11 protein-coding genes are annotated in these 13,023 nt (G+C 57.0%); 7 read left to right on the top strand and 4 right to left on the bottom strand.

The genetic code is table 11. The features are described 5' to 3' along the window. Nucleotides 1-10 precede the first annotated feature (10 nt). Nucleotides 11-1,330, top strand: a complete 1,320-nt coding sequence (gene aceF, locus KGB18_RS10010; protein ID WP_223569911.1) for a dihydrolipoyllysine-residue acetyltransferase — start codon at nt 11-13, stop codon at nt 1,328-1,330. Between the two features lie 149 nt (nt 1,331-1,479). Here aceF and KGB18_RS10005 read toward each other — a convergent pair whose 3' ends face one another. Next, nucleotides 1,480-2,250: an enoyl-CoA hydratase/isomerase family protein gene (locus KGB18_RS10005; RefSeq protein ID WP_223569774.1), complete on the bottom strand. Its 771-nt coding sequence runs from the start codon at nt 2,248-2,250 to the stop codon at nt 1,480-1,482. A gap of 359 nt (nt 2,251-2,609) precedes the next feature. Between KGB18_RS10005 and KGB18_RS10000 the strand changes: the two genes are divergently transcribed. Together KGB18_RS10000 and KGB18_RS09995 are read left to right on the top strand one after the other, a co-directional pair. Continuing rightward, a complete protein-coding gene (locus tag KGB18_RS10000; RefSeq protein ID WP_223569773.1) occupies nt 2,610-3,647 on the top strand; it encodes a CDP-6-deoxy-delta-3,4-glucoseen reductase in 1,038 nt (345 codons plus the stop codon). 41 nt (nt 3,648-3,688) lie between these two features. Next, entirely contained in the window at nt 3,689-4,165 is a 477-nt protein-coding gene (locus KGB18_RS09995) for a VOC family protein (protein WP_223569772.1), read from the top strand. A 238-nt stretch (nt 4,166-4,403) separates the two neighbouring features. On the opposite strand, the gene KGB18_RS09990 is transcribed toward KGB18_RS09995, so the two are convergent. Both KGB18_RS09990 and KGB18_RS09985 read right to left on the bottom strand, forming a co-directional pair. Next, nucleotides 4,404-5,780: an amidohydrolase family protein gene (locus KGB18_RS09990; RefSeq protein WP_223569771.1), complete on the bottom strand. Its 1,377-nt coding sequence runs from the start codon at nt 5,778-5,780 to the stop codon at nt 4,404-4,406. Between the two features lie 117 nt (nt 5,781-5,897). Continuing rightward, nucleotides 5,898-6,593 (bottom strand): Crp/Fnr family transcriptional regulator, encoded by a 696-nt coding sequence (locus KGB18_RS09985; protein ID WP_223569770.1) that lies wholly within the window; start codon nt 6,591-6,593, stop codon nt 5,898-5,900. Between the two features lie 150 nt (nt 6,594-6,743). Between KGB18_RS09985 and KGB18_RS09980 the strand changes: the two genes are divergently transcribed. The 4 genes from KGB18_RS09980 to KGB18_RS09965 all read left to right on the top strand — a co-directional run bounded on the left by KGB18_RS09980 (nt 6,744) and on the right by KGB18_RS09965 (nt 12,363). Next, nucleotides 6,744-7,670, top strand: a complete 927-nt coding sequence (locus KGB18_RS09980) for an SDR family NAD(P)-dependent oxidoreductase (RefSeq protein WP_223569769.1) — start codon at nt 6,744-6,746, stop codon at nt 7,668-7,670. Further along, nucleotides 7,663-8,355: a Crp/Fnr family transcriptional regulator gene (locus KGB18_RS09975; protein ID WP_223569768.1), complete on the top strand. Its 693-nt coding sequence runs from the start codon at nt 7,663-7,665 to the stop codon at nt 8,353-8,355. Before KGB18_RS09980 ends, KGB18_RS09975 begins: the two co-directional genes overlap by 8 nt. A 151-nt stretch (nt 8,356-8,506) precedes the next feature. Further along, entirely contained in the window at nt 8,507-10,555 is a 2,049-nt protein-coding gene (locus KGB18_RS09970; protein ID WP_223569767.1) for a hydantoinase/oxoprolinase family protein, read from the top strand. Between the two features lie 11 nt (nt 10,556-10,566). Beyond that, nucleotides 10,567-12,363, top strand: a complete 1,797-nt coding sequence (locus tag KGB18_RS09965; protein ID WP_223569766.1) for a hydantoinase B/oxoprolinase family protein — start codon at nt 10,567-10,569, stop codon at nt 12,361-12,363. Nucleotides 12,364-12,455: 92 nt separating this feature from the next. On the opposite strand, the gene KGB18_RS09960 is transcribed toward KGB18_RS09965, so the two are convergent. Next, a complete protein-coding gene (locus KGB18_RS09960; RefSeq protein ID WP_223569765.1) occupies nt 12,456-12,935 on the bottom strand; it encodes an acyl-CoA thioesterase in 480 nt (159 codons plus the stop codon). Between the last annotated feature and the right edge of the window lie 88 nt (nt 12,936-13,023).

Here is a 13,023-nt window from a genome sequence, read left to right as displayed (position 1 = left end):
GAGTTTAGGCATGAGTACACTGCAGGAGATTCGGGTTCCCGACATCGGTGATTACAAGGAAGTGGACATCATCGAAGTGCTGGTCAGCCCCGGCGAATCGGTCGTCGATGGGCAGAGCCTGGTCGTCGTCGAGACCGACAAGGCCTCGATAGAGATACCCGCCGCGCAGGCTGGTGTAATCAAGACGTTGAATGTCGTGGTGGGCGACAAGATCAGTGAAGGGTCGCTGATCGCGATGATGGAGGTGGCTCCAGCACCCGGCATGGCGATCCCGGTCACCGCCCCCTTGCCTGAGCCAGCGCCGGCAGCTGTTACGCTGTCTGTAGAACCACCGGCTCAGCCTGTAGAGCGTGCGCCCGTCGTGGTTTCGCCACTCGCACAGGAATTGACTGAGGCCAAGGGCGAGCTGCCCTTTGCATCGCCTTCAATCCGTAAGCTGGCTCGCGAACTGGGTGTCCCTCTGACCGAGATTCGCGGTACAGGCGTTCGAGGTCGAATTTCCCGGGCGGATGTCGAGAGTTTCATCAAATGCGTCATGACCGGGCAGGCTCAGACTGAAGCCCAGAAAGCCAACACACCTGCTGCAGGTGGCGGTTTATCTGGCCTGCTGCCTTGGCCGCAGGTGGACTTTGCCAAGTTCGGTCCGGTCGAGCGCCAGGATCTCTCACGCATCAAGAAAATCAGCGGCGCGAACCTGCACCGTAACTGGGTGATGATCCCTCACGTCACCAACCATGACGATGCCGACATTACAGAGTTGGAAGCCTTCCGCGTACAGCTCAACAAAGAGTACGAGAAGGCTGGGGTGAAGGTCACGTTGCTGGCCTTACTGATGAAAGCTTGCGCAGTGGCCCTGAAGAAATTTCCGGGATTCAACGCCAGTCTGGATGGCGAACAAATCGTACTCAAGCAGTACTTCCATATTGGCTTTGCCGCCGACACCCCAAACGGTCTGGTAGTACCCGTAATCCGCGACGTCGACCAGAAAGGGGTGATTGCCATCGCAAGGGAGATGGCTGAATTGTCGGCCAAGGCGCGTGACGGCAAATTGGGACCAGCTGAGATGAGCGGCGGTTGCTTCTCGATCTCATCGCTTGGCGGTATCGGCGGCACTTATTTCACGCCCATCATCAACGCACCGGAAGTTGCGATCCTCGGTGTCGGGAAGAGCGCTACCAAGCTGGTTTGGAATGGCAAGGAAGGTGTGCCTCGCTTGATCTTGCCTCTGAGTCTCAGTTGGGATCACCGGGTAATTGACGGGGCCGCAGCCGGACGTTTCAACGCTTTTCTGGCTCAATTGTTGGCGGACTTCCGGCGCTTGATGCTGTAAGGGAAGGGGTGTAAGGCGTTAGAGGGAGGGCTTGATAATGCACGCTCCCTCATTACCTACTTAGGTAAAGAAAAGCAACGCAGCTGTGGGCTGCGTTGCGATACCAATTGTTCAGGGCAAGCTTGCGAGCAGCCTCTCCCGGAGAGCGGTTAGCTTCCAAAGCGTATGAAGCTCGCCTGTGCCTCGGGGCTACTGGTCATCTCCATAAAGAGGCTATTCGCGGCGATGTCAGCACCTTCGTCCGCACACTGTGACGCGAAATAGCGCTTCACCGCTTCGGATTGTCGACGTGGCAAGGCGGCAAGCTGGCTGGCAATCTTCAAAGCTGTATCGCGAACTTCGCTTGCGCTGTCGACCAGAATATCCGCCAGTCCGAGACGATGAGCCTCTGCGCCCGTAAGCGTCTCTATCCCCCAGGACAGCCGCCGCGCAGCCGGCATCCCGATTCGACTGCCGACCGACGCAAGGCCCCACGCGGGGAACAGCCCAATTGGCACTTCTGGCAGGCTCCATCGCGAGGCCGCGTCGGTGACGACGATGTCGCAGGATGTGGCAAGGGTGAGGCCTCCACCGACGGCAAAGCCATGAACAGCTGAAACCACCGGTTTAGCACACTGTCCGATCATCCTGGCGAGGCGACCTGATTCTGCTTCAAAAGAACGTCTTTGAGCTGGAGTCATGGATGTCAGGCCGCCAAGGTCACTGCCGGCGCAAAAGCCTCTGCCTTCACCAACGAGCAGGATTGCACCGACGCTGGCATCCTCGTTGATGTCCGCTAAAGCCTCGGTCAAGCTGGCGACAAGCGCACTGGACATTGCATTGCGTTGCATTGGTCGATTAAGGGTAAGGATCTCAATCTCCCCTTGCCTTTGGCGTAGGACAGGCTTTATCAGATGGGGGGCTGGCGTCGAAGGTTGCATGATGATTTCTCCTGAAAAGCTTGATGATTAAGGTCGGTAGGTCACGGGTATTACGGCGAAAAAAAGGCTGCTTAACACCGGCTGTTTCGTAGTAGCGACAGGTGCTATCCAGGAGAGCGCCGTATGTCTGGATTGACTCGGTAGCCCTCTGCCGGGGTTATATTGACATCCCTGCAAAATAGATCTAATTTGCGTTCTATGCAATGTCATGTGCTGGCTACTGGCGCAGATGTTCTACTCAATATAAAAATAAAATGGAGACAAGAAGTGACTCTAATCGCGAAGGGCCGCGTGGCAGTGCATGAGCCTGTTACACGCGTTGAACTTGTCTGCCTCATCACCGCGCTGGAGGGTGTCAAATGAGTTTCTCAGTGCGTTTGATGCCCAGTGAACTCTCCTTTCCCGTGGATGAAGGACAGACCATCCATGCGGCCGCCGCCGCTGCGGGGATAGGCTTGCCCTATAGTTGCAAGAAGGGTGTTTGTCGTACGTGCCGCGCTCGGGTGACTGAGGGCAAGGTGTTGCACAAGCACTCGTCGCTGTCTGCTGAAGATCTTGCCGCCGGTTATGCGCTGCTATGCCAGTCAATGCCCGTCACTGACGTGGTGGTTGAAGCGAAGCCTTTACCGGTAGTTGCCAAGTCTGATATCGCTAAGGCGCTGGTGGCTGACATGCGCCTGGCCGCCCCTGATGTGATGATCGTTTCGTTGCGACTGCCGCCTCGCAAGGGCCTTCAATTCAATGGCGGGCAGTATGTCGATATCCTGCTTCCCGATGGCGCTCGTCGTAGCTATTCGTTGGCGAGCGCGGCGCGGGCGGAGGGGAACTGGGAGTTGGAGTTGCATATCCGGCACAGTCCCGGTGGGCTCTTCAGCGATCATGTATTCAGCGATATGAAGGCGCGCGAGCTGCTCACCATCTGTGGGCCGCTGGGCACATTCTTCCTGCGCGAAGACAGTGATAAACCCATTATTCTCGTGGCCAGTGGTACTGGTTATGCCCCCATTCGTTCGATGCTCCAATATGCCTTCGAGGCAATGCCGAACCGTGACATCCATCTCTATTGGGGCGGGCGAACCAGGGCGGATCTGTATTTGGCTGATGAGCCCACGCAATGGGATGCTCAGCACGAACGTTTCCACTTCATTCCGGTCCTGTCCGATCCTGCTCCGCAAGATGCCTGGCAGGGGCGAACCGGCTTTGTTCATCAGGCGGTTATAGCCGATTACCCTGATCTGTCATCCATGCAGGTTTATGCCTGTGGGGCGCCAATCATGGTCAATTCTGCCCGCCGCGATTTCGTTGAAATGTGTGGGCTGCCGGGGGACGAGTTCTTTGCCGACCTGTTTCTCACGCAAGCCGATTTTGTCGAGAGTGAAAGCGTCGCGGCAAGCTGAGAGCGCTTTCCAACCATTACAACAACAGCCGAGGAAATGCCATGAACGCAAACGCAGAGACGCCAACCTGGGAAAAGACATCGGTGGCCAATCCGGTCATCAAATCGATGCTTCTCACCCATGGCACCGCTGAAAGTTACGATATTGAAAAGAGCCGCCAGTTTTACGAAGAGTTTCTTGGGCTGAGCTGCGTCAGAATCTCACCCGAAAGCGTGATTTTCACTATCGGCGTACGGTTTCACGTGGTCGTGCTCGCGCTGGGTGAAGAAATTCGCCCGATGGGCTTGGCCAATCACTGGGGTATTCAGGTTGAAACCAAGGAGGAGGTCGATCACGCCTATCGTGCCTGTCTTGAACTGAAGGACAAGTACGGAATCCGCGAGACTGTTGAGCCCATGGAACAGGTCTGGGGTGCCTACAGTTTCTTCTTTCAGGATCTCGACCATAACTGGTGGGAAATCGAATACTACCCTGGCAATCTGACCGACGACTTCTTCGCCTTCGGCGATATGGTCTGACGTCTTGTTAATTGCGCTGGGTGCCGGCCGAATAACGCTTTAGTGGCCGCTCCCAGCGCAGGGCAGTGTGTATCCTCTTTTGGCTTGCAGCGTCGATATCGTGATGATCGGCGTTAGTGCCACGCGCAGTCGCGCAGATAGTTTTGGACAGGCTTGTTGAGCTGAGGTAGGGGGGCAGTGCCAGGACCTGTTGCCTGGTTCCGGCACTACCGCCCGTTATCGATTATGTCTCCCAGTGCTACACGAACGGCCAACGTGAGGGGACTTTATGACCTGAGCGTGCGACGAGCTGCTCTGCCGCAGCGCGAAGATCATAGATGAGCTTGTCTTCGGAGATGAACGTCGGTGATCCGTTCTCGATCTTGATCTGGCCATCGACAATCACCGTTTCGACGCTACGACCGTCTGCGTTGTACACCAACGAATTGATCGGATTGATCAGTGGTTGCCACTCCAGTGAGTGGGTGTTGAGGATGACAATATCGGCTTTCTTCCCTGCTTCAAGGGAACCAATTTCGTGATCAAGACCGATTGCCTTGGCGCCCTGGATGGTTGCCATTTCAAGCGCGGTTTCCGCATGAATCATCGAGGTGCTTTCGCGCGCATCCTTATAGATACCGGCTGTCAGACACATCACGCGCATCATATCCACCGAGCCGAAATCGGCACTGTCGGTGCCCAAGCCTACCACCACGCCCTGTTTGAGCATCTCGGGTAGTTTGCCATGCTGGGTTGTGCCATAACCGCAGCGCAGCGACGTTGTCGGGCACATGACCACGCGGGTCTGCGTGCGGGCAAGAATATCGATTTCAGCCTGATCCAGCAGAATGCCATGGCCCAACACCACATTGGGGCCGACAACGCCAAGCTTCTCAAGATACTGGATGGGCCGCATATTGTGGTCGCGCAAGGCTCTCTGGATATGGCGCGGTCGTGCAGACTGGTGGAAGGTCATTCCGACGCCATAATCGTCGGCAATCTTTTTTGCCGCCGTGGCGAACTCAGGTGAGCAGTCGGATGATGCATAGGCCAGCATCACCCAGGCACTGACCCGACCGTCGCAGCGACCGTGGTAGGTTTTGATGATCTTTTTCAGCTCGGCGAGCGCATCCGGCGTGGACTGGACGTTGATATGGATCTCGTTCGCGGTATCTGTAACGTTGCGCCCCATGATGACCCGTGCACCAGCCGCTTCATATGCCTGAAAGGCTGTTTCATGTCGTTGCGAATCGCTCGGGTTCAGGATGGTGGTGGTGCCATTTTTGAGGTGTTCGGTCAGGCTGGCTAGCGTGGCGATGTATTCCTCATCTTCAGACATCACATTACGCACTGCGCACGATTCTTCGACATAGGTGGATGTCAATTCGTCGAGAAACAATCCGCGCATGATCTGTGGATACAAATGGTCATGCGCATTGACGAAGCCGGGCGTTACGATCCTGCCGCGAGCATCGATGACCCGTTCCGCGGTGGCGTCGGCCAGCTCGGCTTTGGTTCCCACTCGCGTGATTCGGCTTCCCTCTATGAGGATGGAACCTCCACGAATGATGCGGCGTTGGGGGTCCATCGTGAATAGGTAGTCAGCATTGTCAATCTTGATTGAGCGCGTAGGCATGTGATGATCCTCACTATGAGAGGCGTTCCCGCGGTTGAGCCTGGGTACACCGGGTCGACAAACCGAAAGGCGGTGGATTGCATTGGATCGCTACCATCATCTCCCTCCGGGCAGGTGTCATCCTCGTGGCTGCGTGTCTGTCCTGTCTGCATACGTCTTTACTATCGGCCGGCCCGGCTTCGACTCGCCGTGGCCAAGGGTAAGCCGGTGTAGCGACTGCTGATCAATGACCAGGATACGAGAGCGCTCGAGTCCAATGACCTGCATTTCCTGCAGTCGATGCAAGGCCGAGGCGACAGTGACGCGAGTTTTGCCGGCGATCTGCGCCAGTCTTTCCTGGCTGAGGGGGACGGTGCCGTTGTGATCGCTGTGCTCCATCAGAATTATCGCAATGAGAGTGAGGGAGTCGCTGAATGCAATCCGTTCAAGCTCTCTCAAAAGAAGCGAGGTGTTTTCTGCACTGTGTTGCATGAGCTCCAGGATCAGTGATGGATCACGGTTGACCGCTGCAATGATGCTGGACCCTGAAATATAGCCGATCGTGCACTTCGTCAGCGCGACAGCAACGAGGTTTGTCGTGATGCTGATCCCGCCCAAGGCAGATTGTTCGCCAAAGAGGCCACCCGTGTGCAACACCATCAGCGAGCGAAGCCGGCCGTCCGACGAGAGCATAGCTACCTGAACTGAACCTTCGATGATGCCTAAGGCCTGGTCCTTTTCAGGCAAGGTTATCTGGCAGTCGGGTCGATATTGTTTCACGGTATCAATTGAGAACCGGTCGAGCCATTGCGACTTGAGCGGGTAGCTGTGCATGGGTCATTTTCCTGCGCGAGGGACGTAATTGACAAAATTAATTTTCGCACATAAATTGACAGGGTAGTAAATATTGTTCATGTTGAGACATGCCATGAGCCATGGGTCAACGTTACGCCATATCTGAATAAAAATAAGAAGGTGAATGGGATGGTATCGAATGCAGTGTTCGGAGCCAGTTCGACAGCGGCAGATGTCGTGCGTGGTCGTGACCTTTCAGGCGTTGTTGCGATTGTCACGGGTGGTGCGGCAGGCATCGGCATCGAAACAGTAAGGGCCTTGGCCAGTGTCGGCGCGGACGTGATGATCGCCGTGCGCAACCCGGCAGCGGGTGAGTTCGCAGCGGCGACCATCAATTCCGAGTTAGGCCGGGAGGCGGTTAGCACCGGGCTTCTCGATCTGGCAGATCTGGTGTCCGTTCGTGCTTTCGCATCCGCGTGGGGCGACCGCCCGTTGAATCTTCTAATCAACAACGCAGGGATTATGGCCGGGCCGCTGGCGCGGACAGCGGACGGTTTTGAAATGAACATCGGGATCAATCATCTCGGCCATTTTCTGCTGTTCCAGCTGCTGCGTCCCAATCTTGAGCTTGGAGCACCTTCGCGAGTCATTCAGCTCTCGTCGGGCGCACATCTGCGCTGGCCGTTCGACTTCGACGACTGGAATTTCCTGTCCCAACCCTATGATCCAACAGCAGCCTACGGGCGTAGCAAGACGGCGACGGCCTTGGCGGCCGTTGCTATCAGCGATCGCTACGAATCGCGTGGTATCAATTCCTGGTCGGTGATGCCAGGTGTCATCCGAACCGGCTTGTTCAAAGATATGGATGAAAAAGCCGAGGCGGATTTGATGGCACGCGTGGGATCCATGCAGAAGACGCCACAACAAGGCGCAGCGACGACGATCTGGGCGGCCCTTGCGCCGGAGTTGGAGGGGCGCGGCGGACTTTACCTTGAAAATTGTGCTATCGCTGGCGCTCCAGCATTGTCGCCGCCGTCCGGGGTTGGACCGCATGCGCAAGACCTCGATGCGGCGCAACGGCTTTGGGCGATATCGAGCGAGGCAGTCCATGGCTAATCCGGCGCGTTGGTCTGAGGAGATGGCGACGCCTGTCATGGATGGGCATGGCAATGAGGGGGTGGTTTCCCCCGAATGGCTGCGCCAGATCCCGATTGCCCGTCGGCACGAGGTCGCAGAAGGTATGCCGATCCCAACCACAGGCAAGGATGGCGAACCGGTCATCATCATTATCCTTGAGGGGTGCGCCCGTTCAACGTTACGCGGTCGTGATGGGCGTGAGCATCTTCTGGGGTATCTCGGTCCGGGCAGCCTCATCGGTGAACAAACCGCTATTGGGCGCACCCGGTTTGACAGCGACCTGGTCTGCATAGCGGACTCCAATTGCAGGGTTGGCGAGATATCGCCTTCCAGTCTTATCGCTGCGATACGCGCCCACCCGGACCTGATACCGGCACTCTTGCACGTTATCAGCCGCAAGACCGCGACTTTGTTGCGCGACATCGAGCGTGGTGCCTTTGCTACCAGCGCGGCACAAACCGCTGCGCTGCTGCTCAAGCTTGCTGACGACAACGGCTATGTTCACGTTAGCCAGGCGCGTTTGGCGCAGTTCGCGGGCAAGACCCGGATGACCATCAGCACACAACTCAGGCGATTGGCACGGCGCGGCACTATCGCGCAGGAGCGTGCCTGTATACGCCTGGTTGATTCAGCATTTCTCGAGAAAGTGAGCGATCAGCGATGACCATCGCCTATTCGGAACTACGACAAATCATCTGCAGATGCCGGGCGGGATCGCGCTTGGACTCAAGTCTGAAAAGTCTGTGCGCGGGGCTTCTCGCGTGCCTGTCGGCTGGCGTGACAAACGCTCGCCATAACAATAAGGGAGAAGCGAAATGAGTTATATATTGGCCGCCGACACGGGGGGAACATTTACCGATCTGGCTGCTTACGACAGCGAGAGTGGCCGCGTCATCTACACCAAGAGCCTCACCAATTATGGTGATCTGGTGGAAGGGCTGATGAGCTGCGTGACGAAGGCCGGGATTGATCTTGCCAAGGCCGAAACTGTCAAGTTCGGTACGACCTTGGTGATCAACACGTTTGTGCAACGTGACGGTGCCAAGACTGCCCTGGTGACGACCAAGGGCTTTCGTGACGTCATGGAGCTGGGCCGGGGTAACAGACCAGTTCCTTTCGACCTGCGTTTTGCACGCGAAGCGTCTTTGATCGGGCGCGATCTTCGTTTCGGTATCGGCGAGCGCATGTCGGCTGAAGGCGAGATCCTGCAACCGCTTGACCTTGTGGAGCTCGAAAGCCTCGCGACTTGTCTGCGCGAGCTCGGCGTCGAATCTGTTGCCGTATCCTTTCTCAACTCCTACATCAATGACGAGCACGAATGCATTGCCGTCGAGCAGCTACGCAAGTTTCTCCCCGGCATCTATGTCAGCGCCGGCACCGAATTGAGCCGCGAGTGGTACGAGTACGAGCGAACCTCTACCGTTGTGGCCAATGCTTATGTCGGGCCGAAGCTTGAAGACTATGTCGAGCGTCTGAATGAGCGACTGGCATCGGAAGGCTTCAAAGACAGCTTCTTCCTGATGGCATCGAACGGGGGTGTTTTCTCGGCCGAGCGTGCTCAGCAGCAGCCGGTGATGCTGGTCGAGTCGGGGCCGGTCGGAGGGTGCATCGGGGCGGGTGTATACGCTGAGGCGTTGGGGCTGGAAAGGGTCATCGCGTTTGACATGGGAGGAACCACCGCGAAGTGTGCGCTGCTCGAAAATGGGCGCTTTGAGGTCAAGTCGCCGTATTACGTGGGTGGCTACGAGCGAGGATTTCCGGTCCGTGGCGGTGTCCTGGACATCGTTGAAGTGGGTACCGGCGGCGGTTCGATTGCGTCCGTCGATCGCCATGGCGGCATGCATGTCGGCCCACGCAGCGCCGGCTCTACCCCGGGGCCCGTATGCTATGGGCGCGGCGGCGTCGAGCCGACGATAACTGACGCCAACCTGGTGCTCGGTCGAATTGCCGCATCGTCGTTCCTGGGGGGTGAGATGACGCTCGACGAGGCGGGGGCGCGACATGCGATTGAGAAAGTCGCCGCCGCGCTGGGTTTTTCCGGCGACGCTGGAACGGATGAAACCGCACAAGGGATATTGTCTCTGGGGGCACTGACGATGGCGTCTGCCATCAAGCAGATTACCGTCGAGCGCGGTATCGATACGCGCGATCTGTCGATGATTGCCTTTGGCGGCGGTGGGCCACTGCATACCGCTGCTCTTGCTCGGGAGTTGGGCGTACCGCATCTGATCATTCCACCGGAGCCGGGTAATTTTTCTGCACTGGGTATGATCCTCGCCGATGCTCGAGTCGATGACACGCGCACGTTCCTCAAAGCCCTCGATCAGGACGCCGTTCCTTTGTTCACTGCAGGCTTTGAGGAAATGGAACAACGGGTCGGTGGCGACATGACGCGTGATCTTGGCGTCTCCAGCATCCGCTTCGAACGTCAGGTCGAGCTTAGCTTCAAGGGGCAGAAACACTCCGTGCGCGTTCCAGTGGGTACCGATCCCGATACGGCAAGCGTTCGCGAGACGTTCGAGACGATCTATAAACGTCGCTATGGCCATGTCGAGGTCAATTCGCCGATACAGATCGTCAATCTGGTTCTGACGGCTGCGGCGACGATCAAGCGTCCTCGACTTGAGGAGCTCAGTCCGTCGGTCGGGGAGGGCAATTCCAAGCCAAGTGGCGAGCGATCGGTGTATTTCGCAGAACGCGGTGGCCGCATCAGCACGCCAATTTATCAGCGTCGAAATCTTCAGCTTGGGTTCTCTGCCACTGGTCCCGCGATCATCGAAGAATATGGCTCAACCACCGTCGTTGGTCCCGATGACCGATTTGAGGTTGGTCAGCTCGGTGAAATCCATATCCGTTTCAATTGAAGGAGCCCACTATGAATCAGGCCGAATCGCTTCCGCGTGATCACGCGGCCAGTGCTGCCCACGCTACGTCGATCAACCCGATAACGGCGGAATTCATTCGCCACAGTCTGCTGTCGATCCCCAAACAGATTGAGCTGAATATCACGCGCACGGCATACAGCCCGCTTGTCTATGAATACAAGGATTATGCAGTCGGTATTGTGGACCCGGAAGGTCGACTGATCTCGGAATCAGGCGGTGGTATTCCGTTGTTCGTTGCCGATGCCCTCGGTGTGGGTGTGCGCGATGGCCTGCTTATTCATGGTCGGGATGGTATCAAACCGGGCGATGTCATCATCTCGAATCATTCCGGGACGCTAGGCCAGCATCTCAACAATGTGATCATGTACACACCAATCTTTATGGACGATGGCCAGCTCGCCGGGTTCATGGCGATCATCATGCACTGGCTCGACATTGGTGGCTGGGCGGTGGGCTCTGCCGCTCCGATCGGTACCACCAGCATCTTCCAGGAAGGGATTCAGTTCCGCAGCATCAAGTTATGGTCGGAAGGTAAACGCGTCGAGGACGTCTACCGCATCATCGAATCAAACAGTCGCTTTCCACGAATGCTGCTCGGCGACATTGAATCGCAACTCGCTGGCTGTCTGCTGGGTCGCGACATGATTCGCGAGCTGGTGGAAAAACATACGCTGAAAACATTCCGGAGTGCGATCGACCTAATTTGGAGTCGATCGGAGGCGGCCGCGCGCGAGGCGATTACGGCGATTCCTGACGGCGTTTACGAGGCGAGCTCCTTTCTCGACGATGATGGCCATGATTTCGGCAAACCGGTCGAGATAAAGGTTGTCGTGCGTGTCTCGGGCGATGAAATGACTGTCGATTTCTCCGGCGTAGCTGACCAGGTGACTGGATCAATCAACTCCGGGCGCTTCGGTGGCGCGACCACGGCGGCGCGCATAGCCTTCAAGTTTCTCTGTGCGCCTCACGAACCTTCGAACGACGGCAGTTACCGCCCGTTGCATGTGGACATCCCGGACGGCAAATTCCTGAGCGCGAACGGGCAGGCTGCCATGAGCATGTACAGTCCTCCTCTTCCAACGGTGATCGACACAATCCTGCGTGCGATGGTTCCGGCGATGCCGCACCATGTCGCGGGAGGGCATCACGCTAATTTCGGGGCGCATGTTTTCGAAGGCCATCATCCGGAGACCGGCGAACTCTATCTGGCGATCACCGGCAATCACGGAGGTTGGGGAGCATCGGCAGGACATGATGGTCCCGGTCCGTACAAGACGATGTCCCATGGCGATACACTGGATGTACCAATCGAGGCGTTTGAGGCGCTCTATCCCTTGCGCTTCGAACATTATGAGGTTCGCCCTGATTCGGGAGGAGCTGGCGAATATCGTGGCGGTGCCGGGCTAGAGAAGCTGATCAGGACGCTGGCACCCACTTCGGTTCAACTCAATTTCGAGCGCAGCGGATGTGCGCCTTGGGGGATCCTTGGCGGCAAAGACGCTGCAGTGCCGGAGACCTATGTCGAGTGGCAGGGCGCAGAAAGGCAGGCCGTCATGAAGGCGAACCTGGACTTGCGTGCCGGGGATGCGCTTCGGGTGTTGAGTTCGGGCGGGGGCGGGTATGGAGATCCGCTCAAGCGCGATCTTGAACGGGTTGCTCGCGACGTGCGACAAGGTTACGTCACCGTCGATAGCGCTCGCGAGAATTATGGAGTGGTCGTTGACGGCGCAGGCGTTGTCGATTTGGCGGCTTCAGAAATATTGCGGGCGGCCCGAAGAGGGCATTGAGTCCAGGTGAATAGCGCGATTCCCGTAAAAATACGGGAATCGCGCTTTTTTTTGCTGGCCGATCTGTTGATGAACATCTTGTCCGGCATTGCTTATGTTGCGGAGCACTCAGCCATGTACTCTTCCAATGCAGTCCGGACTTCGGCCGGGAGTAGCAGGGCGCGGCGCTCATCGACAGCAATGCAGATCGGAACGAAGAGGCAGCGAAACGCGACTTCTCCATTCAGACGTAACCCGGTTATCGTCAGTTCGAAAGTGCGAGACCGGATGGCCGAAACTTCCACGTGCATGTCGAAGAGTTCGTGCGGAGTCAGACTTTTCTCGAACTCGAAGGACAAAGCGCGTAGTGGATACCCAAAGCTCTTGTCTGCCCGTCTTGCAATGCAAGCTTTGCCGAACACGTCATCAAAAAAAAAGGCCGCAGCAGAAACTGCGTACTCCGCAAATCGCGGTGTATAAACCACTTGAGCCGGATCGCAATCACCCCATCGTACCTGTCGTCGTACGATGATGGGGCGCCTGTGGATCAGGGCTTCGGAGGCTTCGATAATCTGCTCTGGCATGAATGTCATTGGTTGTTCCTTTCCAAGGTTGAATAACCACCGTCGCGTCATGCTGTAGGCCATTGAAGTACCTCAGTCGCCCATGAACGCCTCAATT

The organism is Pseudomonas sp. BF-R-26 (genome assembly GCF_019947395.1).
Lineage (GTDB): Bacteria > Pseudomonadota > Gammaproteobacteria > Pseudomonadales > Pseudomonadaceae > Aquipseudomonas > Aquipseudomonas farris.
The sequence above is the reverse complement of the archived record's forward strand: the minus strand, read 5'-3'. Positions and strand labels throughout refer to the sequence as shown.